Annotated in this window: 17 protein-coding genes and 1 pseudogene; 9 read left to right on the top strand and 9 right to left on the bottom strand. The window is 64.5% G+C overall.

The features are described 5' to 3' along the window. The first annotated feature begins 40 nt into the window (after nt 1-40). From R0V12_RS06745 to R0V12_RS06725, 5 genes are read left to right on the top strand one after another with little or no spacing between them, the layout of a single operon-like run. Nucleotides 41-2,026 (top strand): galactan 5-O-arabinofuranosyltransferase, encoded by a 1,986-nt coding sequence (locus R0V12_RS06745; RefSeq protein WP_256060402.1) that lies wholly within the window; start codon nt 41-43, stop codon nt 2,024-2,026. A gap of 11 nt (nt 2,027-2,037) precedes the next feature. Continuing rightward, nucleotides 2,038-5,379, top strand: coding sequence for an arabinosyltransferase domain-containing protein (locus tag R0V12_RS06740; RefSeq protein ID WP_320072357.1), 3,342 nt, complete (start codon nt 2,038-2,040; stop codon nt 5,377-5,379). A gap of 18 nt (nt 5,380-5,397) precedes the next feature. Then, nucleotides 5,398-6,282 (top strand): cutinase family protein, encoded by an 885-nt coding sequence (locus tag R0V12_RS06735; protein WP_284817729.1) that lies wholly within the window; start codon nt 5,398-5,400, stop codon nt 6,280-6,282. Nucleotides 6,283-6,326: 44 nt separating this feature from the next. Next, a complete protein-coding gene (locus tag R0V12_RS06730) occupies nt 6,327-8,177 on the top strand; it encodes a M13 family metallopeptidase (RefSeq protein ID WP_320072356.1) in 1,851 nt (616 codons plus the stop codon). Continuing rightward, on the top strand, nt 8,171-8,965 hold the full coding sequence (locus tag R0V12_RS06725) for an alpha/beta hydrolase (RefSeq protein ID WP_320072355.1): 795 nt from the start codon (nt 8,171-8,173) through the stop codon (nt 8,963-8,965). The genes R0V12_RS06730 and R0V12_RS06725 overlap by 7 nt, the downstream gene beginning before the upstream one ends. A gap of 717 nt (nt 8,966-9,682) precedes the next feature. Here R0V12_RS06725 and R0V12_RS06720 read toward each other — a convergent pair. From R0V12_RS06720 to R0V12_RS06695, 6 genes and pseudogenes are all read right to left on the bottom strand, one after another. Beyond that, nucleotides 9,683-10,447 (bottom strand): VOC family protein, encoded by a 765-nt coding sequence (locus R0V12_RS06720; protein ID WP_256000623.1) that lies wholly within the window; start codon nt 10,445-10,447, stop codon nt 9,683-9,685. Continuing rightward, the gene (locus tag R0V12_RS06715) at nt 10,448-10,735 is read right to left on the bottom strand and encodes an RNA-binding S4 domain-containing protein (protein WP_070477226.1); all 288 of its coding nucleotides are present in this window, start codon (nt 10,733-10,735) and stop codon (nt 10,448-10,450) included. Between the two features lie 2 nt (nt 10,736-10,737). Next, the gene (locus R0V12_RS06710) at nt 10,738-11,070 is read right to left on the bottom strand and encodes a heavy metal-binding domain-containing protein (protein WP_070363307.1); all 333 of its coding nucleotides are present in this window, start codon (nt 11,068-11,070) and stop codon (nt 10,738-10,740) included. A 29-nt stretch (nt 11,071-11,099) separates the two neighbouring features. After that, nucleotides 11,100-11,819: an SDR family oxidoreductase gene (locus R0V12_RS06705; RefSeq protein ID WP_070363308.1), complete on the bottom strand. Its 720-nt coding sequence runs from the start codon at nt 11,817-11,819 to the stop codon at nt 11,100-11,102. 441 nt (nt 11,820-12,260) lie between these two features. Continuing rightward, nucleotides 12,261-13,608, bottom strand: a pseudogene (locus tag R0V12_RS06700) (IS256 family transposase). Nucleotides 13,609-13,835: 227 nt separating this feature from the next. Then, nucleotides 13,836-14,147 (bottom strand): transposase family protein, encoded by a 312-nt coding sequence (locus R0V12_RS06695; protein WP_070363309.1) that lies wholly within the window; start codon nt 14,145-14,147, stop codon nt 13,836-13,838. A 232-nt stretch (nt 14,148-14,379) separates the two neighbouring features. On the opposite strand from R0V12_RS06695, the gene R0V12_RS06690 reads away from it, so the two are divergent. The 3 genes from R0V12_RS06690 to R0V12_RS06680 all read left to right on the top strand — a co-directional run bounded on the left by R0V12_RS06690 (nt 14,380) and on the right by R0V12_RS06680 (nt 18,648). Further along, nucleotides 14,380-14,778 carry an SHOCT domain-containing protein gene (locus tag R0V12_RS06690; RefSeq protein ID WP_070477224.1) on the top strand — a complete coding sequence of 133 codons (399 nt, stop codon included), beginning with the start codon at nt 14,380-14,382 and terminating at the stop codon, nt 14,776-14,778. Nucleotides 14,779-15,896: 1,118 nt separating this feature from the next. After that, complete coding sequence (locus R0V12_RS06685) at nt 15,897-16,463, top strand: sugar O-acetyltransferase (RefSeq protein ID WP_070363310.1); 567 nt, start codon at nt 15,897-15,899, stop codon at nt 16,461-16,463. Then, on the top strand, nt 16,456-18,648 hold the full coding sequence (locus R0V12_RS06680) for an ATP-dependent RNA helicase (protein WP_070479006.1): 2,193 nt from the start codon (nt 16,456-16,458) through the stop codon (nt 18,646-18,648). The genes R0V12_RS06685 and R0V12_RS06680 overlap by 8 nt, the downstream gene beginning before the upstream one ends. On the opposite strand, the gene R0V12_RS06675 is transcribed toward R0V12_RS06680, so the two are convergent. Further along, nucleotides 18,614-19,297: a Rib/alpha-like domain-containing protein gene (locus R0V12_RS06675; RefSeq protein WP_070479007.1), complete on the bottom strand. Its 684-nt coding sequence runs from the start codon at nt 19,295-19,297 to the stop codon at nt 18,614-18,616. The two genes, R0V12_RS06680 and R0V12_RS06675, sit on opposite strands and share 35 nt — an antisense overlap. Before the next feature lie 53 nt (nt 19,298-19,350). Here R0V12_RS06675 and R0V12_RS06670 point away from each other — a divergent pair, with 53 nt between their 5' ends. After that, a complete protein-coding gene (locus tag R0V12_RS06670; RefSeq protein WP_070479009.1) occupies nt 19,351-20,814 on the top strand; it encodes a basic amino acid/polyamine antiporter in 1,464 nt (487 codons plus the stop codon). A gap of 16 nt (nt 20,815-20,830) precedes the next feature. Here the strand turns inward: R0V12_RS06670 and R0V12_RS06665 are convergent, their stop codons facing one another. Both R0V12_RS06665 and R0V12_RS06660 read right to left on the bottom strand, forming a co-directional pair. Then, entirely contained in the window at nt 20,831-21,352 is a 522-nt protein-coding gene (locus R0V12_RS06665; protein WP_320072354.1) for a TetR/AcrR family transcriptional regulator, read from the bottom strand. 72 nt (nt 21,353-21,424) lie between these two features. Next, nucleotides 21,425-22,171 carry a TSUP family transporter gene (locus R0V12_RS06660; protein WP_252931184.1) on the bottom strand — a complete coding sequence of 249 codons (747 nt, stop codon included), beginning with the start codon at nt 22,169-22,171 and terminating at the stop codon, nt 21,425-21,427. Between the last annotated feature and the right edge of the window lie 18 nt (nt 22,172-22,189).

Raw genomic sequence — 22,189 nt, 5'->3', positions numbered from 1 at the left:
GGAACGTGGTGGATGCGCTGCGATGTGCCAAACTGAGTGCATGACAGATACATCCATCCAACCCACGCTGGAGTTCAAGACCGTCGACTACGAGCCTGACGCTGTGTCATGGACGTCGGCGGTCTTGCGCATGCTTGCGGCCGGTGCCAGCGCGGCGGTGGTGACGTTGGCGGTGTGGTACGTGCTGCACTCCACGTCGCTGCCTGCGTTTAATACCTCGATGGTGACGCGCGCTCTATCCACGGGCGGCTCTTTCGTTGTGATTCTGTGCGCGGCGTTGGCGTGCTGGGCGTGGGTGCGGAAGCGCCTGTCGCGGCCGGTGCGCGTGCTGTGCCAGGCTGTCTGCGGGCTGGCCCCGGCTGGTCTGGTGATTACGGCGCTGGGGATCCCGCTGGCGTCGACACGCCTGTGGCTGGACGGCATCCAGGTGGATCAGGGGTTCCGTACCCAGTTCTTGAGCCGGATGACCGAGGTGGCCACCAACCAGGACATGAACTACCTGGACCTGCCTACCTTCTACCCGATTGGGTGGTTCTGGCTCGGCGGGCGCCTCGCGCACCTGCTGGGCATGGAAGGCTGGGAGGTATACCAGCCGTGGGCGCTGGTATCGCTGGCTGCCGCGGCGTGCGCGCTGGTGCCGATTTGGCGGAAGCTGTGCGGCTCCCTGCCGGTTTCTACGCTGATCGCGCTCGTATCGACGGGCATTGTGCTCACCGAGACTCCTGACGAGCCCTACGCGGCGATCGTCGCCCTCTTCGCCCCCGCGGCCGCTGTCACCGCGTATAAGGCACTGACGGGCTCCTGGCAGGCCACGGTGGTGCTGGCGCTCTACCTGGGCGTTTCCGCCATGTTCTACACCCTGTTTACTGCGATCGCCGCACTGACCGTTGTGGTGATCGCGGTGCTGTTGTGGTTCCGCCGCAAGTTCGCGCGCGGCCCCGTCGTGCACCTTTTGGCTTCCGGGGTGGGTGCGCTGTGCATCGCGGCGATTGGTTGGGCGCCGTACCTGTACGAGTCGGCCTTCGGCGGTTTCGACGTGCGCCACACCGCGAACCACTTCCTGCCCGCCCAGGGCACGGTGATCCCGCTGCCGTTCTTCTCCCTGTCCATCATCGGCGTGCTGTCGGTGTTGGGCCTGATCTTCATGGTTGGGCGCCTGCATGTGCCTGAGGTGGCGTCGTTAACTGTGATGGTGGTGGTCTGCTACACCTGGGTGATCGTCTCGATGTTTGCGTCGCTGCTGGGCACGTCCCTGCTGGGCTTCCGCATCGAGGTGCTGCTGATGCTGCTGTTTTCCACCGTGGGTATCTTCGCAGTGGCGGACTTGCGCACTGCTGGCGTCGATTATTACTACCCGGGCCACTTCAAGGAGCGCACGCAGCGCGTGATCACCGCGGTGCTCATCATCGTGGTGGCTGCGGGCACGCTCTCGTTCGTGCAGCGCATCCCGGCGGTCAACGAGGCACACATTGACCAGGCGTACTCGGATACGGACGGCTTCGGCGAGCGCGCCGACCGCTTCCCGCCGGACCCGGGCCGCTACTACGGCGAGATCGACGAGTTCATCCAGTCGCACGGCCACACCCCTGGGGAGACCGTGGTGTACACGGATGAGATCAACTTCATGGCGTTCAAGCCCTACCACGGCTTCAACGCGTTCACCAGCCATTACGCTAACCCGCTTGGGGAGTTCCACCTGCGCAACGAGGCACTTTCGCAGTGGGCGAAGCTCTCCTTCGACGCCCCCGAGGAACTCGACGCAGCGATGCAGGAGGCGAAGTGGACGGCGCCGCAGGCATTCATTTTCCGCGGAACCATGAGCGATGACCCGCGCGCCGACGCCACCGAGAACCGGGATGCGGCGTGGAAGACGCACATCGGCCACAACATCTTCCCGAGCGAGCCGAACGTGCGCTACGAAGGCCTGTTCTTTAACCCGAAGGCGTTCCCCCGCGAGACGTGGGACGCGAAGCAGATTGGTCCGTTTGTCGTGGTGGTTCGCAATGCCGCCACGCCTGAGAAGTAGAGTATGCCCCTGTGACAACTGAGACATCCGTGAATCCCGTGAACCCTGCGAACCCACAGAGTGCGGCGAGCACGCCCGGCGCGCAACAACCTCGGCGCGCCCCGCGCCAGCTGGTGGCTGCGACCGTCGTGTCCGGCTTCATCGCCTTCGTGTTGCTGCTGCTGACGCCGCTGCTGCCTGTGACGCAGGTGCAGTCGTCAGTGCAGTGGCCGCAAGGCGGCTCGGTGGGGTCGGTGAATGCCCCGCTGATTTCGCTGGCGCCGCAGGAGATTGACATGACGGTGCCGCTGGAGGCGACGCGTCACCTGCGTGAAGGCCAGAACATCATTGTGTCGACGCTGCCTGCGTCCTCGGAGGAGGCGACCGACCGTGGCATGTTTGTGTCCGCGCCGGATGGCGGGTTGGTGGTCAGCTCGATTAATAAGGTGCTCTTCGAGTTGAGCCCCGGCGAGCTGGCGGGTATCGGCCCGGACAAGCAGCTGCGGGTGCACATCACGGATGAGCAGGCGGAAATTTCGGTGCCGGGCACCAGCTTCGAGGAGGTCCTCGAGGATGATTATCGCCCGCAGCTCAGTGGGTTGTACTCGGAGCTGAAGGAGGAGTCGTCGGCGCAGCTTATTGACGCCGGGCTCGCCGCCAACATCGAGATCAACTCTCGCTTTACGTCCAGCCCGACCCTGGTGAAGTCGCTGGCGATGTGGCTGGGGCTGGCCGCGATGGCGGTGAGCCTGTGGGGGCTGTGGCGCCTGGATCAGCTGGATGGGCGTCGTATCCCGCTGTTCAACCGTCGTTGGCGCACGTTCAAGCCGCTGGACGCGGTGGTGCTGGCGGTGCTGGGGTTCTGGCACGTGTTCGGCGCGAACACCTCGGATGACGGCTTCCTGCTGACGATGGCGCGGGTCTCGAACGACTCGGACTACATGGCGAACTATTACCGCTGGTACGGCGTGCCCGAGGCGCCGTTCGGTTCCCCGTTCTATGACGTGTTGGCGTTGTTGGCGAAGGTGACGACGGCGTCGATGTGGATGCGCCTGCCGACGCTGCTGGCCGCCATCTTGGTGTGGTGGCTGATTTCCCGCGAGCTGCTGCCGCGCTTCGGCGCGGTCATCGCGGACCGCCGCATGGCGTACTGGACTGCAGCGTTTGTGTTCCTGGCGTTCTGGCTGCCGTACAACAACGGCACCCGCCCGGAGCCGATTATCGCGATGGGGTTGACGCTGACGTGGGCGCTGTTTGAGCGCACAATCGCGACGAAGCGGCTGGCCCCGGCGGCGCTGGGCACGGTGGTGGCGGCGTTCACGCTGGCCTGCGGCCCGACGGGCCTGGCGGCGGTGGGCGTGTTCCTGATCTGCCTGCCTGAGGTGTTCCGCATCATGAACAAGCGACGCGCGATTGCCCCGGGCATCGCGTACATAGCGGCGTTTCTGGCGGCGGGCTTCGCCGTGATGGTGCCGGTGTTCAAGGACCAGACGCTGGCGACGGTGTTGGAGGCCACCAAGGTGCGCGGCGAGGTCGGCCCGGCGCTGTCCTGGTACTCGGAGTGGGTGCGCTACGGCACGCTGTTCCAGGAAGCTGTCGACGGCTCGCTGTCGCGCCGCTTCCCGATGCTGGTCTTCGCCTTCTGCGTAGTCCTCATCCTGTTTTCGATGGCACGCCACGGCGCGATCCCAGGCACGCCTGCGAAGCCGACGCAGCGCCTGATGCTGATCATCGGGCTGTCCACGTTCTTCCTGATGTTCACCCCGACGAAGTGGACGCACCACTTCGGTATTTACGCGGGTATCGGCGGTGTGGTCGCAGCACTCGGCGCGGTGGTGCTGTCTCACTTTGCGCTGCAGTCGGCGCGCAACCGCTCCTTTGCGATCGCCGCGGTGCTCTTCCTGGTGTCCCTGAGTCTGGCGGGCTGGAACGCGTGGTGGTACGTGTCCTCCTTCGGCGTGCCGTGGTGGGACAAGAACCCGCAGGTCAAGGGCATTGAGGCGAACACTGTTTTGCTCGGAATTACGCTGGTGATTGCCTTGGTGGGCGTCGTCCAGTGGCTGCGGCCGCGCCCTGATTCTGCGCGGGAGCGCGCGGCGGCGTCGCGCTGGGCTGGCGTGATGGCCGCGCCGATCGCCGTCGCCGCGGTACTCATGGTGGCGTTTTCGTGCCTCACCTTCGTGAAGGCGTTTGCGGAGCAGACCCCGAACTACTCGGTGGGCATGGGCAACGTGAAGACGTTCAAGGGTGACATCTGCGCCCTCGGCAGCGAGATTCTGCTTGAGACCGACACGAACGATTCCTTCCTCACCCCTGTCGACGGGGTGCCGCTGGGCCGCTCGCTGGACTCCGGGGTGAACCGCGCGTTCTACCCGGACGGCGTGCCTGCCACGATCGCGGACGACAACGCCGACACCACGGATACGAAATCGGGCGACGACACCGCCATCGAGACCGTCCAGTCCGATGCAAACGAGGAGCCTGAGCTCTCCTCGGATGCACGCAGCGTCGAGGGCAACCGCCCGTTCACGCTGCGTGGCGTCAACGGGTCGACGGTGCGCCTGCCGTTCAACCTGGACTTCAACCGCGTCCCGCTGCTGGGCACATACGACGAGCGCGCGACGCGCACGGCCTACCTGGAAACCACCTGGTTCGAACTGCCACAGAAGCGTGACGACGCCCCCCTGCTGGTCACGTCCGTGGCTGGCAAGATCGCGCACCACGACATTAATGGCGTCGAAAAGGAAGGTGCCGAGCTGGTGCTGGAGTACGGCGTGCGCAGCGACGACGGCTCGATAAAGACCCTGGGCGAGGCAGAAATGCTGGACCAGGGGCCGACGCCGAAGTGGCGCAACCTGCGCTACCCCATCGCGGACCTGCCCGAGGAGGCAAACGTGGTGCGCCTCGTCGCCGAGGACGCCTCCCTTGCGGAAGACGACTGGATGGCCGTCACCCCGCTGCGCAACCCGACGCTGCAGCCGCTGAACAAGATGTTCGACTCGGACACCCCGGGCCTGCTCGACTGGTCGGTGGCCTTCCAGTACCCGTGCCAGCGCACGTTCAACCACTTCGCTGGCGTGACCGAGATCCCGGAGTTCCGCATCATGCCTGACGCACCGGGTAAGCAGCAGCTGTCCGGATTCATGGACTTCCTGGGCGGCGGTGCGCTGTCCACCGCGGAGGCCGTGAACTACTCCTACCAGGTGCCGGGGTACATGAAGGGCGACTGGCAGCGCGACTGGGGTTCCCTGTCCCGCTACCAGCTGCGCACGAACTCCATCGGTGAGGTGCCAGCGCTCGCGGAGATCCAGCTGGAGGAGGTCACCCGTTCAGGGTGGTGGACCCCAGGCCCGATGAAGATTCGGGAGGTCTAACAGCTAAGATGAGGCGCCATGCGCGCTTTCGCATCCCTCCGCTCCGTTCTTGTTGCCGCCGCTACCGCCGCCCTTGTCGCGGTTGGTGCGGCGGCTCCGGCCTCTGCGCAGCAGCTGCAGCTGCCGGCGCCGATCGCACCGTCGTTCCGCCTGCCGAGCCTGCTGAAGTCGCAGGGCTGCAAGTCGGAGTACTTGATTGCGGTGCCGGGTGGCGTCAATACGATGCCGGGGCTACCGCGCAACCTGCCGCACGGCGGGAACGTGTGGCTCACGGGCGTGCTTACCCAGCTGTATACGGGTGGGCAGATTCAGCCGCTGTGGATCGCGTACGACGCCGCGCCGTTCGCCACCACGCAGTACCAGACGGCGTCGAACCGCGGGTACGCGGAGACGAAGAAGGCCGTCGCGGGCATCGCGAACGCCTGCCCGAACGCGCGCTTCAGCTTCACTGGCTACTCCCTCGGCGCGGATATTGTGTCGCGGATGCTGAATAACATTGCGCATGACCGTGGCCCTATCGCGAAGGAGCGCGTCGTCTCGGCTGCCCTGTTTTCCAGCCCCTACCAGGGCGGGAACGGTGCGGTGATGTCTGTGGGAACGTCGCCACACGTGCGCGGCGCGCTCGGTGAGCTGGAGGGCGGCTATGGCGACCTCGGTGAGCGCGTGCTGGAGATCTGCAACACCGGCGACATCGTGTGTTCCCCGTCGGAGGATCAGCGCGAGATCGTCGACCCTGCGATGGACGTCAACCTGAGCAGCGGCGGGATGCCCCGCTGGGTGATTGACATCGCGCGCGCGAACGACGGCCGCACGAGCAGCATCATCCACTCGATCGGTGCGCACGGGTCCTACACGCTGGCGCAGCAGCATGAGGCTGCGAACTGGATCGCCAACCACCGCTAGTCCCGCCGACGCGCATGTCCGCCCCACACGTTAGAGTTGTGGGCATGCATGATCTTTTTCATCACGTAAACGGCGAGTGGGTCGAATCCCACGAGATCCCAGCCGATCGCGGTATCGACGGCTCCTTCTACGCCCTGCGCGACAAGGCGGAGGAGGACGTCCACACGATCGTCTCGGAGACCAGCGACCTGTTCGCCTCCTTCATGGATACCGACGCCATCAACGCCGCAGGCACCGCGCCTCTGCAGCCGGACCTGGACCTGATCGCGGTGAAAGATATCGAGGAGTTCGCCCACAACCTGGGCGTGCTCGACCGCACGGGTGTCGGCTCCCCCCTGGCCTTTTGGGTTGAGAAGGACTCCCAGGGCGAGGACAGCGTGCCCTACCTGGTCCAATCCGGCCTTGGCCTGCCGGACGAGGCCTACTACCGGGAGGACGCCCACGCGGAGACCCGCGCCACCTACCAGAAGCACGTGGCCCGCATGCTGGCGTTTTTGGACCCGGCGTACCTGCTGGGGCTTACGCCTGAGGTGGCGGCGCAGCGCATCATGAACCTGGAGACCCAGGTGGCGGCCAGCCACTGGGATGTGGTGCGCAGCCGGGACGCGATGGCTACCTACAATCCGGTGGAGTTGGCGGAGTTGCCGTCGATAATTGTGACGATGCTGCGCGGCGCCGGGCTTCGCGACGGCCGCGTGATCAACATGATGCCCTCCTTCACCGAGGACTTAGCGACGATGCTTCGCCCCGAAACCCTCGCCGACTGGCAGCTGTGGGCGGCGTGGACCGTGCTGCGCTCGCGCGCGAGCGTGCTCACCGAGGAGATCGGGCGGGCGAACTTCGAGTTTTACGGCACGGTGCTCTCCGGCGCGACGCAGCAGCGCGACCGCTGGAAGCGCGGCGTGGGGCTGGTGGAGTCGCTGGTTGGCGAGGAGATCGGTAAGGAGTATGTGGCGCGCCACTTCCCTACCGAGTCGAAGGAGCAGATGCTCTCCCTGGTGGACTACCTGGTGCGGGCCTACGAGCAGCGCATCAGCGACCTGCCGTGGATGACGCCGGCGACGCGCGAGCGCGCCCTGGAGAAGCTGCGCCTGTTCCAGGCGAAGATCGGCTACCCGGAAACGTGGCGCAGCTACGAGGGCCTGACCTTTGATCCTTCCGGCGAGCAGCTGGTGGCCAACGTGCGCCGCGGCGCCGCCTTCGAGCACGACTACCAGCTGGGCAAGATCGGCAAGCCCTCGGACCGCTCCGAGTGGGTGACCACCCCGCAGACCGTCAACGCGTTCTACAACCCGGTGGTCAACGACATCACCTTCCCGGCCGCAATCCTGCAGCCGCCGTTCTTCGACCCAGAGGCGGACCCGGCGCGCAACTTTGGCGCGATCGGCGCGGTGATTGGCCACGAGATCGGCCACGGTTTCGACGACCAGGGCTCGCGTTACGACGGCCACGGCAACCTCAACTCCTGGTGGACCGACGAGGACCGCGCCCACTTCGAGGAGCGCACCGCGAAGCTGGTGGAGCAGTTCCAGGGCCTAGTGCCTTCTGTGCTGGAGGGCCAGGACGTCGCGGGTGTCAACGGCGAGTTCACGCTCGGCGAGAACATCGGCGACCTGGGCGGCCTTGGTATCGCGGTTGTGGCGTACCAGCTGTACTGCGCCGACAACAACGTCGAGCCGAACCTGGAGGAGCTCTTCCTGGCGTGGGCCCGCGTGTGGCGTTCGAAGGCGCGGCCGGAGATGGCGGCGCAGCTGCTGGCGATTGACCCGCACTCGCCGAACGAGTTCCGCTGCAACGTCATCGCGTCCAACGTTGACGAGTTTTACGAGGCCTTCGACGTGGAGCCCGGCTCTGCGATGTGGATCGCCCCGGAGGAAAGGGTCAAAATATGGTAGAGGAATCGTCGCTTCAGCCCGGCGCGGAGGGCGCGCACTACCCGCTCAACGAGCAGGGTTCCGAGGAGTTCCAGGTCGGTGGCGTGGAGCGCACCCTGCCGGAGTCGGAGCAGCTCGCGCAGCTGGTGTCCTACATCGAGGCGTCCTACGAGGACTCCCCGCAGTACCTGGCGTTGCTTCCGGACCGGATTACGCACGCCGCGATGCTGATGCTGGGTTCCGCGGTGGATCACCAGATGCCGGGTGTGGCGTTGACCGGGGACGTCTCGGTCGAGGACGCCCCGCTGGGTCAGGTGTTCACCTCATCGAAGGCGCCCGCCAAGGGAGGCGTGTGGGTGGTGTCCTGCTACGACGGGCCAGCGGATGCCCGCGAGTTCGCCTGGCGCCCCGAGGTTGCCGCCTGCGCTGAGCAGGCCGGCGCCCGTGCCTACGACGTGGACGACCCGGCCGGCGTCGCCTCCGCCGTGCATGCCGCACGCCAGGAAGGCGCGGACGTGGTCGCGGTGTGGGGCACCGGCTCCTCCTGCGGGCTGCTGCCTGCGGGCGCGGACGCCTACGTGCTCACCTTCCCCGCCGAATCCACCGAAGCCGCTGGGGCCCTCGCGACGGCTGACGCAAAGGTACTGCTGCAACGCGCCTCCGACGCCGCGTGGGAGCAGCCCTCAGTCGAGGGGGCGGAAGTGAAAGAGTACGTCTCCACCGGGGTAATCGCTACCCCGGCCCAGCACCGGCGCAAGGTCCTCGATGCCGCGGAGTTTCTTTCCGGACTTGCTGTGGCCGAAGGCTGACGCGGGCGTGGCGTCGTGGCGCTGCACAATGCCGCGCCGCACATCCACGGTGTTGTGGTAGGCGCTGCCGTTCGTCAGCGCCGCCACCGCCCACGTCTCATCCAGCGTGGTGCCCCAGGAGACAGAGGCGGTCGCTGTGGTGGCCTCGTTGGCCCAGCCCATCTTGGAGCCCTGCACGCCACGCAGACGCGCGGTGCCGAACTGCTGACCAAACCCGTCAGAGGCCACCAGCGACTGCCGACGCATCCCGTCCAACAGCGGCTCAGCAACCGGGTCCCACAGGATCGCGGCGATGAACGTGGCCACGTCCCTCGCCGAGGTCAACGTCGTGCCCCACGCGCCGACGCGCTGCGTGCGCTCCAGCTCGAAGTCGGCGGCAATCTCGTCGATGGCCTGCGGGTAGCGGGCGTCGAGTTCCTCGGCGATGGCGTCGTTGGAGACGCGCACCATCTCCTCCACCTGCGCCTTCTCCTCCTTCGTGCCGTTGTAGAGCACCCAATAGCCAAGGTAGAGCTTGGCCAGGGACAGGGCGGCGCGGGGCTCCTCGCCCGCCGGGGAGATCGACACCCGGCCGTCCGGGTGCACCACCGCCAGCGCAGTGCGCTCCCGCGTGTAGCCGGGGTTCACGTGAAACCCCTGCAGCGCGGGCATCAGCGCGCACACCAACAGCGCCGTAATCCACTTCTTCAACACAGTGCTTCCGCTTCGTTTCGCGCCCTAGAGGTCCAGGATGGAGTCTGCTTCGCTGACGTCCTCGCTGACCGGCTCCGGCACCTCGCACAGGTACACGTTGGCGCCGGTGGCGTCCTTCGCCCCAAGCATCGGGCCGAACGGGCTGAGCGTCGGGCCAGCCAACACCTGGCCGCCACCCATACGCACCGCATGGGACGCCGCATCAACGTCCTTGACGCCGAAGTAGGAGTGCCAGACCGCCGCAAGGCCATGCTGCTGCAGCCGCGGGTCCAGGCGCAGGCCCAAGAACGCCGCGCCCTCCTGCAGCGCAATGTAGTAGCCGCTTTCCTTGCGCAGCTCCCAGTCGAACAGCTCCCCATAGAAGTCCACGGTGGCCTCATCCGGCGCCACGCACTCGTACCACACCGGAACACCCGGCTCACCAGCGGCAACAAAGGCGTCCTCCCCCGCAGGGCGCATCAAGCCGAACAGGCCACCGGACGGGTCCGCGCACACCGTCATCACACCGAAGTCCACCTCCTGAGAGCTCAGCACCTTGCCACCCAGCGACTCCACGCGTGACTCAATCGAGCCGTCCGCGTCCATGAAGTACGTCACCCACAGGTCCCGCTCCTGCTTCGACGGCACGAACCCCGCCACCGGCAACCCGTCCTTGCGGGCAACCCGGTACGTCTCGCCCGTCACTTCCCAGCCGAGCACCTTCGAGTAAAAGTACGCGGACTTCTGCACGTCCTTGGTCAAGCAGTCCTGCCAGTACGGCATCCCTGGTGTTCCCTGAAACGCAGGCATTTACATGTTCCTCCACTTTTCCGGATCGAAATCGTCGTTCGCGGTGCGCTCATCGAAGTAGTCGCCGTCATCCCCGCCGGTGCTCACGGTTGCTGTTTGGGTGCCGACGGTGACGGAGTCGGCGTCGAAAAGCAGGTGCCCGCGCGCACGCACCACCTCCCCATTGACACTGACCTCGCCGGCGTTGATGAGCTCCTTGGCGTGCCCGCCGGACTCCACAAGGTTGGCCACCTTCAAAAACTGACCGAGCTTAATGCTCTCCCCCGAAATCACCACATCAAACGCCATGATTACACCACCGGCGGAGCAAGCTTGACCGCAGTGCCCACCGCGGACACCAACATCATGCCGCCGTCAGCGCCCATGGACTCGTAGTCCACCTTCACGCCAACCACCGCGTCAGCCCCCATCTCCGCGGCGCGATGCCACAGCTCGTTCAGGGCCTCCTCGCGGGCGCGCACGACGTCGGCCTCCCACGCGGCGGCGCGACCACCCACAATGTTGCGAATGCCCGCCGCGAAATCCTTGAACACATTCATGCCGACGATCGCCTCGCCGCCCACGATGCGCATGTACTCAGCGATGGTGCCCCCATCGACGGAATTAGTAGTGCTTAGAATCATGCAGCCAGTCTAAGCCACGCCCCCGACACTTAGCGTTCAGCCTGGTCAGTCGGCATAATCGACAACGTATCGATGTTCACGTGCGGCGGCAAACTCGCCACCCAGCGCACCGCCTCCGCAATGTCCTCCGCGGTCAAGTTCAACTTGCCCTCGTACACCGCGTACGCACGCTCGGCATCGCCCGCGAAACGGTTCAGGGAGAAGTCCGTCTTCACCCGGCCAGGGTCAATCTCCGTAACACGGATGTTGTTCTCCGCCTCCTCCCGTCGCAGCGCCCGCGTGATCCCGCGCAGCCCGTACTTCGCCGCGTTATAGCCGCTGCCGCCCTTGTACGCGTCAGTCGCCGCCACGGACCCAATGTTCACCACCAGACCGGACGCCTCCAGCAGGTGCGGGTACAGGGCCTTCGTCACCCGCATGGTGCCGAGCACGTTCGTCTCGTACATCCACTGCCAGTCGGCGGGGTTCGCGTCGCGAAGCAGGTCGAGGCCCTTCGCGCCGCCCGCATTATTCACCAGCAGCCCAACCGGCCCCTCAATTATCGACGCCAACTCCCCCACACTCACCTCATCCGTCACATCAAGGCGCACCGCCACGCCCCCGATCTCTTCTGCGATGGCCTGGCAGTGCTCCACCCGGCGCGCCGCCACGTACACCTTCCAACCGTCCGCGGCGAGCGCCCGCGCACACGCCTCCCCGATCCCGGCGGAGCCTCCCGTTACTACGGCTACTTTCGTTGTCTCTGTCATGGTTGGCAGTGTAGTGCTCGTGCGGGCTCGGCGTGCCTGGGCGTTTGGGTGATCGTCCTGCTTTTTCAAATCTCAGGGTTATACTCTCACCTGCAGTGCGTACCCATTCATGTGAGTACTTCACTGTCCGCAGGAGTTTATTCACCTGCGCCTCTCCGTGGGATTTCGTCCCTCACCTGCGGAAGGACCCTATGGGGCGGCGCCTGATAAGGAGGAATCCTATGGGTTGCTTCATGCTCCAAATTGGGCTTAAGAGACATTTTGTGTGTATAAATCTATCTGGTTTCCTGGGATGACCTCGGACAACAACCAGATATGGTTTTCAAAACAGTTCCATTCGCCCGTTTCGAGAAACCAACACCAAATGACGTCTGGTGTGTGGTATGAAGTCTGCGGGTAGCGCAGGGACCCCAGCGAGATCGAGTGCTCTAGGGGGGTGGTTTACAAGTAGTCCGCGAATCGGTCGGGGTAAGCCACGGCTAGTTGGTTGATGGCTTGTTTCCACCCGGTGGCTTTCGCTCCTTCAATATAGCCGTTGCACTCAATGTCGCGCTTTGCTTTCTTCGCTCGCTGGGCGGCACGCTTGTTCGATGTTGCAGATCATCAGCCACAGCGTCTTTAGTGCGGCAGTATCGTTCGGGAATTGGCCCCTGTTGCGGGTAGCTTTACGCAGTTCAGCATTCAGCGACTCGATTGAATTGGTGGTGTAGAGCACCCGGCGTGCCGCCGGCGGAAACTGCAGAAACGGCACGAACCGCTCCCAGGCGTCGCGCCAGACTTTGACCGACTGGGGGTATTTCCGGCCCAGTTCACTGGCCTCGAAAGCATCCAGGCTGGCACGTGCGGTGTCCTCGTTAGCGGCTGTGTAGACCTCACGCAGCGCGCGGGAGACTGCTTTGCGGTCCTGGTAGGACACCCACCGGTTCGCAGCCCGAATCAGGTGCACAATACAGGTCTGTACCATGGAATTCGGCCAGGTTGCCTCCACGGCTTCCGGCAAGCCTTTGAGCCCGTCGCAGCACACAATGAACACGTCTTGGACACCGCGGTTAGCCAGAATCCGCACACACCGATGCCCAGAATGCGGCTCCTTCATTGTCGGCGATCCACAGTCCCAGGATGTGCTTGATGCCGTCCATGTCGACACCAACCGCCATGTAGCAAGCCTTGTTGACCACGCGGTGGCCGTCACGGATTTTCACGCGTAGCGCGTCGAGGAAGATCACCGGGTAAAACTCGTCGAGCTGGCGGTTTTGCCAGATCATGACCTCGTCTAACACCGCATCGGTAATGGTGCTGATCGTATCCGGGCTCATATCCACCCCAAGGGTGGTCGCGAGGTGATGCTGGATATCGCGCACGGTCATCCCACCGGCGTAGAGCGAGATAATCATGTCGTCGAGCTCTGTGAGCCGACGTGCACCCTTGGGCACCATCCGGGGAGTAAACGTGCCGGCACGATCCCTGGGCACGGTCACCTCAACTGCGCCGTAGCCAGAATTGACGGTCTTGGTGTACGACCCGTTACGGTGATTATTCTCCTGTGCGGTTTCGACCTGGGATTTCGCTTTGCGGTCGGAATGGCCGTAGCCCAAGTGCGCATCCATCTCCGCCTTAAGGCCAGCGTTGATTGATGCTTGCAGCAGGCCTTTGACCAGCTCGCTTGCATCATCAGCGGAGCTCGACAGCTCGCTAATCAAGCTGGCGATTTCAGAATTTTCCATCAGCTTCTCGCTGATCTCGTTGACCCTCGCCGGGTCATGGTTTTCTTCGGTGACACCGTAGTCATTATCGGTGAAACTCCTTCTAGATCAGAGCCTCACACACAAACTTCCTGACACCCTTCAGGAATGACAGGCGAGGAGCAATCCGCGGGGACGGATAAGGCCACAGCGCGTTCAAATGTCTCACATGAGTGCAACGGTGAGGGGTGTAGAGAACGCACGGTGGGCGGTTGCGAATAAGTGACCACGCTGGCAGCCAAGAGGTACGAGCGATGAAAGATCAGCTCGAGCATTAGCGAACGTACTGACGTCGCTTTATTAGGTGTACTGACCGGGTACGTTGCGGGCACGCCGGTTCGGCGCACCGCCACAGCCGCTTGCGCCACACCAGCAGCACCGGCCGCCCCGCCGAGGGGATGTCACGCACCAGATGCTCACGCCGGCCGTGGGCCACCGCGACCACCCCGCACCGCGGGCACCCGGTCACCGACTCGGAGGTCTCCACCAACAGCTCCAGCTCACCGCCGTACTCACCGACGGCAAGCACCACCAACCCCGAGATGCCGAGCATCGCAGCAGACAGGACGGTAGCCTCAACACTCACCTGGGACTCCTCTCGATCCGTTGCTTGGTCGCTACGAATCGTGGAGTCCCAGGCCCGTCTTCACCAGCCCAACCCGGTCAGCGCGTCGCAACCCGGCTACCACGCTTGGTGAGGAAAAGCTGCTAACATGGTTCGGCGACGGCCCGGGCACGTCCTTGTTCCTAACCGTCGTGCGCTGGGGTCCGCGTGGACCGCTCGGCCAGCGTCCATCCAGTCAGGAGGAAGTCAGCAAATGTTCGACGACAACGGCTCATTCCTACTCGCCATGTTCGAGTTCTTCATCTTCTTCGCATGGTTGATGTCCCTGTGGTGGATCTTCGGAGATCTCTTCCGCAGCAAGGACCTCGGCGGCTTCGCGAAGGCGCTGTGGGTGGTGTTCATCCTCGCGCTGCCGTTCATCGGAATGCTCGCGTACCTGCTTGTTCGAGGTCGGGGGATGACCGACCGCGCGGTCGAGGCGCGCCAGGAGCTCCAGCAGCGGCAGGATGAGTACATCAAGTCCGTCGCCGGCGGCTCCGCCGGATCGAGCCCGACCGATGAGATTGCCTCGGCGAAGGCCCTTCTCGACTCGGGAGCGATTACCCAGCAGGAGTTCGACCAGATCAAGGCAAGGGCGCTCTCCTCGGTCTGACCCTGGTCCGCTCCCTCGCCAGCCGCAGCGTCGCGGTCCGAGGGCGGCCATCCGGCGCGGCCTAGGTATTCGCCAAGTGTGCGGCTTGCGCGCGCGAGCAGGCGCATACCGGGCAGAGGGTGTCCGATTGTTTGTGTGCGGGGGGGTGGGACTAGAACCAGCCGCCTGTGCGTTGGGCGGTCGCATATAGCCAGGGGGACGAGCAAAGCCCTTGACGTGCACAATTCTGGTCGCATAGAGGTATCGGGGGTTCCGGTCGACCTCATTGCGTCGACCAACCCAGGTCAGCGGTGATTTGGATGATTTTGGGGCTATTTTGCCGATTTTGCGCTGACCTGCGTTGGTAAACCGGAGTAGGTCGACGGGAAGAGGTCGACGGGCCGAAAGAATTCGATACCGGCATTGATCATCAGTGGAACCCAGCTTAGGCGTGAGAAGAGGGTGGGCTGGACGCGGCTAGTTACACACAAAATGTCCCTTAAGCCTCGATACCGGCATTGATCATCAGTGGAACCCCAGCTTAGGCGTGAGAAAAGGGTGGGCTGGACGCAGCTAAACACACACAAAATGTCCCTTAAGCCCCAAATTGAGAGACACAGAAAACTAAAGAGAAAGGGATGCGAAGATGGAAATTCAATCTTCGCATCCCGTGGGTGTGGTTACTTGCGCTAACCGTTGGATTCACCCGCGCTTCTGAAGCAGTTTGGCCGCTCCTTCAGAATGCTCTCATGTAGTGTGTCCCTCGCCACCCTCCAGGTCCTCAAACACCCTGGAGGGTGGTTCTATTTTGCAACACAACAACACATCACAACACCATGTTTTGTGTTGTACTCATTGTCCCCCTGACATGTCCCCCTGTCAACCGAAACCCCTCAATGCTCTGTCCCTTCTCGGCTCGCACCGATACTCTTTGAAAAAGTTCCCGCGCTCGGGAACCATTTTGGATTTCGAGCCCACTCCGGTCGACCGACGCTGCCGTTTCCCCAGTTCGCGACGCCTGTCCATGAAGATCGTTCCCCGCATCACGGTTCTCGGGGGAACTTTTTCGACGGGCGGGGGCGGTAAGCCGAGCGGCAGGCAGGGCCGTAGGGGCTACACACCCCGGTACCCTGGCTGGTATGTATTCGATGGAGCAGATGCGATCAGGTCAGTGGTACCTCCCCGGCGGCGAGGAGGCCGACGCCCAACACGCCCGGACGTGGGAGTTGATGCGCCAGGTCAACGCCCTGGGCAACACCGATCAGCCGCGGGCGGAGGAGCTGTTGCGGCAGGTGTTTTCCAACAGTGAGCACGTGCCGGGACTGTTCGCGCCGCTGCATGTGGAGTTCGGGCTGAACACCCGGTTCGGCAAGGGGTGCTTCATGAACTTCAACTGCGTCATCCTCGATATTGCGGAGGTGACCATCGGGGACGGGTCGGTGTTCGGGCCGGGCTGCCAGCTGATTACGGTGGGTCACCCGGTTGAGGATGCGGCGAAGCGGGCTGAGGGGTGGGAGATTGCGAAGCCGGTTCGGATTGGGAAGGACTGCTGGTTCGGGGCGGGTGCGATGGTGATGCCTGGCGTGACGGTGGGTGATCGTTGCGTGGTGGCCGCCGGCACGGTGGTGACGAAGGACGTGCCAGATGACTGTTTGGTGGCGGGGGTGCCGGGCGTCGTGAAGCGAAAGTTTGCGCAGGATGCCTGAGCACGCGTTTGACCTGGGCAAGATTGGGGAGGGGCTGCCCGTCGCGAAGGTGATTGGGGAGCTGCCGCGCACCGGGCCGCTGGTGGTGGAGGCGCCGCCTGGGACGGGTAAGACGACGCTGGTGCCACCGGCGGTGGCAAATGTGTGTGGGAAGACGCTGGTGACGGCGCCGCGGCGTGTGGCAGTGCGTTCGGCGGCGAAGCGGCTGGCGGACCTGGATGGGTCGCGGCTTGGGCAGCGGGTGGGCTACTCCATTCGTGGTGAGCATCGGGATGGTTCGCTGGTGGAGTTTGTGACGCCGGGTGTGCTGCTGAACCGCCTGTTGCAGGACCCTGGCCTGGAGGGCGTCAACGCGGTGATCATCGACGAGGTGCACGAGCGTGGCCTGGACACCGACCTGGTGCTGGCCATGTGCATGGAGACTGCCCTGCTGCGCGATGACCTGTACCTGTGCGCCATGTCGGCGACGCTGGACGCGCGCCGCTTCGCCGACCACATGGGCGCCGAGGTGCTGTCCACGGAGGCGGCGACCTACCCCGTCGAGGTCACATATGCTCCGCACGCTGGGCGGATGCAGGGTTCGCGCGAGTTCTACCGGCATGTGGCCGCCCTCGCGGAGGCGCCGGAGCGCACCCTGGTGTTCGTGCCGGGGGTGCGGGAGGTGGAGCTCGTCGCCAGCTTTCTTGACGACGCCACTCCGCTCCACGGCCGCTTGTCCTCCGCGGAGCAGGACGCCGCGCTCTACGGGGATGCTGCGGTGGTGGTGTCGACGAACGTTGCGGAGTCCTCGGTGACGGTGCCGGGTGTGCGCCGCGTGGTGGATGCCGGGCTTACCCGGGTGCCGCGGCGGGATGCCCGCGGGATGACGGGCTTGGTGACGGTCTCTGCGGCGAAAAGCAGTGCGGACCAGCGGGCGGGCCGCGCCGGTCGCCTGGGGCCTGGCACGGTGGTGCGGGCCTACTCGGAGACGGACTACCAGCACTTTCAACCGGATGTGGCGCCGGAGATCGCGACGAGTGACCTCACGCAGGCGGCGCTGCAATTGGCGGCGTGGGCGTCGCCAGACTTGCCGCTGCTGGACCCTCCCCCGGCGCACCACTTGGCCGCTGCACAGGAGACGCTGCGGCTCATCGGCGCGCTGGACGATGAGCACCGCATCACCGCCCTCGGTGAGAAGCTGGTGCGCATGCCGGTGGATCCGCGGCTGGGGGCCGCGTTGGTGAAGTTCGGCTCGGGCGCTGCGGACACGGTGGCCAAACTCGCCGACCAGCCCGCGAAACGCCTGGCCAGACTCGTACACCAGTCAGCGCCGGTGGCGCCTGGCGACGTGATCGCGGCGGCGTACCCCCAGTGGGTGGCCAAGCGCGACGGGGGCGAGTACCTGCTTGCCTCAGGAACGAGGGCGCGGCTGGACGTGCCGATCGGCGCCCCGGAGTGGATCGCGGCCGCAGAGGTGCAGCGCACTGCGCGGGGTGCGGTGATCCGCGCGGCGGAACCGCTTGCGATGCCGCAGGAGCGCGTCGAGGAGCACGTGCGCGCATCACTGGTGGACGGGAAAGTGCGCGCACGCAGGGTCAAAGCCATCGGCGCCATCGAACTGAGCGCCACCCCAATCCGCCCCGAGCCCCACGAGGTGGAAGAGGCACTGCGCGACATCAGCTTCGAAGATTTCGCGCTTGATAGCGCCGCCACCGCCCTCAAGCAGCGCCTCGATTTCCTGCACGCCACCATCGGCGAGCCGTGGCCGGACGTGACCAAGGGCGACTACTCGCTGGAGGTGGCGCAGTTGGCCAGGGGGGCGTCGATAAGAGAGCTGGACATGCGACAGGCGCTGATGCGGCAACTGCCGTGGCCCGAGGCTTCGCGGCTCGACGAGCTGGCGCCGACGCGCATCGCGCAAGGCAAGCTGGACTACTCGACGGGCCGACCCGTCGTGCGGCTGAAGCTGCAGCTGGCGTTCGGGCTGGCGGACTCGCCGGTGATTGGCGGGCAGCGGGTGCTGTTCCACCTACTCTCCCCTGCTGGGCGCGAGCTGGCGGTCACGGACGACCTGCGCAGTTTTTGGAACGGGCCCTACCAGGACGTGCGTAAGGAGATGCGCGGGCGCTACCCGAAGCACCCGTGGCCGGAGGACCCGTGGACGGCAACGCCTACTGCTCGAACGAAGCGCACGCTGAATAAATGATGCCGCCGCCGACAAGGCCAGCGACCGTCAGCACCGACGCGATGCCGAGGTCCGCATTGCGGCGGTTGTACTGGCGCGGCTTGAGGTGAATGTTCACCGGCTTCGCCAGGTTTGTAATCTGCAGGTTAACGCTGTCCTGCACCGCAACGATTGGTAGCCCCATTTGGGTGGCAAAGCCGAGCGGGATCAGTGCCAGCAGCGGAATGCCCACTGCCAAGGAAGTCTTGGAACACTTCGGCGTGATCTGCTCAAAACCGAGCGGCTTCAGGAAGTCCGGTGCCACGCCTTCATCCGTTCCCGGGTTCGCCACAGTGACTCGGACCGGGATGATTTCCGTGGATTCGTCGCCGTAGTGGGCAACGACTGGCCACTGGTAATCGCCAGGATCGACGCCGACAGATGGCGTCAGCTCGATGGAGCCATCGGCTTCAGAAAGGTGCGCCCAGCTGGGGATACTCGTGCCGCTGTACCAGGCTTGGCCCCTGGGCAGTGGTGGGGGTAGTGTTTCCGTACTACCGATAGTTACGGTTGTAACGGGGTAATTGCCCTGCACGATCGCCTGTCCGTGCGCAGTTTCTACCGCCACGGCATGTGGGGAGGTGCAGGCAAGCATGACTGCACACGCAGCAGCTGTAATCCGGCCACGCATGACCGACCTCCTTCGACGCTTCACGGCTCTCATCATAAGGTAACTTATTCTCCATGACTAATGCCCAATCACACACGGTGACCATGTGGACGCTGGTGTCGCTCATTATTGGCTCCACCATTGGCTCCGGCATCTTCGCCTTGCCGCAAAATATTGGCTCCGTGGCGAGCCCCGGCGCAATGCTCATCGGCTGGGTTATCGCCGGGGTGGGCATGCTCTCCATCGCGTTCGTGTTCCAGATCCTGGCGCGGCGCAAACCGCACCTGGACTCGGGCGTGTACTCCTATGTACGCGCTGGCCTGGGCGACTTCATCGGGTTCACCTCTGGACTGGGCTACTGGTTGGGTTCCGTGATGGCACAGGTGGGCTACGCCACCCTGTTCTTCTCCACGGTGGCCTACTACTTCGCCCCGCTGAATAATCGGTGGGTGCTGGCTGTGGCGGTATCCGTGATGACGTGGGGCATCTTCATCATGCTGACCCGCGGCGTGAAGCAGGCTGCCGTGATGAACGTGGTCACCACGGTGGCCAAGCTGGTGCCGATCCTCTGCTTCATCGTCTTGGTCGCCTTCCTCGGCTTCTCCTGGGACAAGTTCACCTTGGACTTCTGGGGCGAGGGCTCGGCCATCCCGTTCTCGCAGCAGCTGCAGGGCATCATGCTCTACACCGTGTGGGTCTTCATCGGCATTGAGGGCGCCTCCGTGTACTCCAAGCAGGCGAAAACCCGCAAGGACGTGGGCCGCGCGACCATCATCGGCTTCCTGTCGGTGCTGTTGCTGCTGGTCTTAGTGTCCACGCTCTCCTACGGCGTGCTCACCCAGGAGGAGCTGGCGGCGCTGCCGGAGAACTCGATGGGTGCCGTGCTTGAGGCGGTCGTCGGCCCGTGGGGCGGCGTGTTCATCTCAATCGGCCTGTGTCTGTCGGTGCTGGGCGCGTACGTATCCTGGCAGATGCTGTGTGCCGAGCCGATCGTGCTCATGGCGAACGACGGCCTGCTGCCGCAGTCGCTCGGCGTGGCCAACAAAGCGGGCTCCCCGTTCCGCGCGCAGCTGATCTCCACCGTGGTGATCCAGCTGTTCGTGATCATCTTCTTCGCCAACGAGACGTCCTATAACGCGATGGTGCAGCTGGCGACCATCATGTACCTGCTGCCGTACATCTTCTCCTCGCTGTACCTCATCCTGCTCGCGGTGCGCGGCAAGGGGCTTAACCACCCGAACGCGGGCGTGCGTTTCGACGACTCCGGTCCGGAGGTCAGCCGCAGCGACAACCAGCGCCACCTCATCGTCGGCGCGGTCGGTTTCGTGTACTCGATGTGGCTGATCTACGCCGCCGACCCGGTCTACGTGCTCTTCGGCGCGCTCGCCGTGGTTCCGGGCATCATCCCGTACGTGTGGACGCGCATCGCGAACAAGGAGCGCCTCTTCAACAGCTTCGAGTGGGTTGTGGTGGCGATCGTGATCGCGGGCGCTATCGCAGCCGTGGTTGGCCTGGCCAACGGCTCTCTGCAGCTCTAGTCAGCTCTCAGCAGCTCTAATCGTTTCGGCGGTCCGGGTCCACAGCTAGCTGTGGCCACAGGACCGTCGCGGTATTTTCGGCGTGCCGCTCGGCGGAGGCCTCACTGAACGCCTGGCGCATAACAATGCCGCCGAGCAGCATGCCCACGAAGGCGTACGGGTTGATGTTCGGGTTATACAGGCCCTCGTCCATCCCCTTGCGGATCCCCTCCACCATCCGTTCGAGGATTTCGGTTTCAAGGCGCAGACGCCACTGCGACACGAAAGGCTCTGCGCTGGCGATGATGGAGCCGATCAGCCTCACGCCCAGCGTCTCGTCGAGGTAGCGCTGCAGGTCAATCATGTATTTTACGAACTCTGCGCGCGTGGTGGGGAGGTAGATCGGGATCTGGAGCGCGATTGAGTCCAGCGCCGCGGTGATCATCTCGCGGCGGTCAGCGTAGCGGCGGTAGATCGTCGTCTTTGCGACACCACAATCCGCCACAACCTCGTCGATCGTTACAGAGTGCAATCCGCGATCGCGGGCGATGCTGAGCACCGACGCGAAAATCTTCTGCTCGGTTGCTGCCCTACGGGCCTAAGAATCTTCTGCTGCTTTTCCACGCCGCCATTATTGCACGAATTCTTGCCACCCAAGCCGCGCGCATAGAACAACTACGAGCGTCAATAAGGCGATTCGGACCAACTTGGACCCGCCCTGCAGCACGGTGCGCGCGCCGAGCTGCGCGCCGATGACGTTCGCGATCGCGAGCGCGATTGCCAGCGACCAGTCCACGTAGCCCCCGGCGATGAACACTCCGAGCGCGCCGATGTTCGTCGCGGTGTTGACCACCTTCGCCATCGCCGCGGACTCGAGGAAGGTTTGAGAGAACACAGCTGTAAACGCCATGATGAGGAACATGCCGGTGCCGGGGCCGAAGACGCCGTCGTACCCACCGACGAGCAGGGCCACCGCGACGCCGAGCGCCACCCGGCGCGGCGTGATGATGCGGTTGCCCTCCGACCCAAACGAGGGCTTACACACCACGAAGATGCCCACTGCCAGCAGTAACACAATGATGAGTGGGCGTATCACGGAGTCGCTGACGAGCGCGACGGCCAGCGCACCGCCCGCGGAGGCGCACATCGCGGCGAGCGCGAAGCCCCACGTGCAGCGCGGAACCCCAACCTTGCGCACCATGGTGACCGCGGCGGAGGAGGTGCCGGTGAACGCCGCGAACTTATTCGTCGCCAGGACGGCGGCGGCAGGCATGCCGGTGGTGGACATCAGCACAGGGATGAGCACCAGGCCACCGCCGCCGATGACGGCGTCAATCCAGCCGGCGGTCAGTGATGCAATCAGCAGGGCGACAATCATGCACTAAAGAGTAATATC

This window comes from Corynebacterium sp. UMB2355A, from assembly GCF_033877495.1.
Lineage (GTDB): Bacteria > Actinomycetota > Actinomycetes > Mycobacteriales > Mycobacteriaceae > Corynebacterium > Corynebacterium pseudogenitalium.
This window is presented reverse-complemented; position numbering and strand designations above follow the sequence as displayed.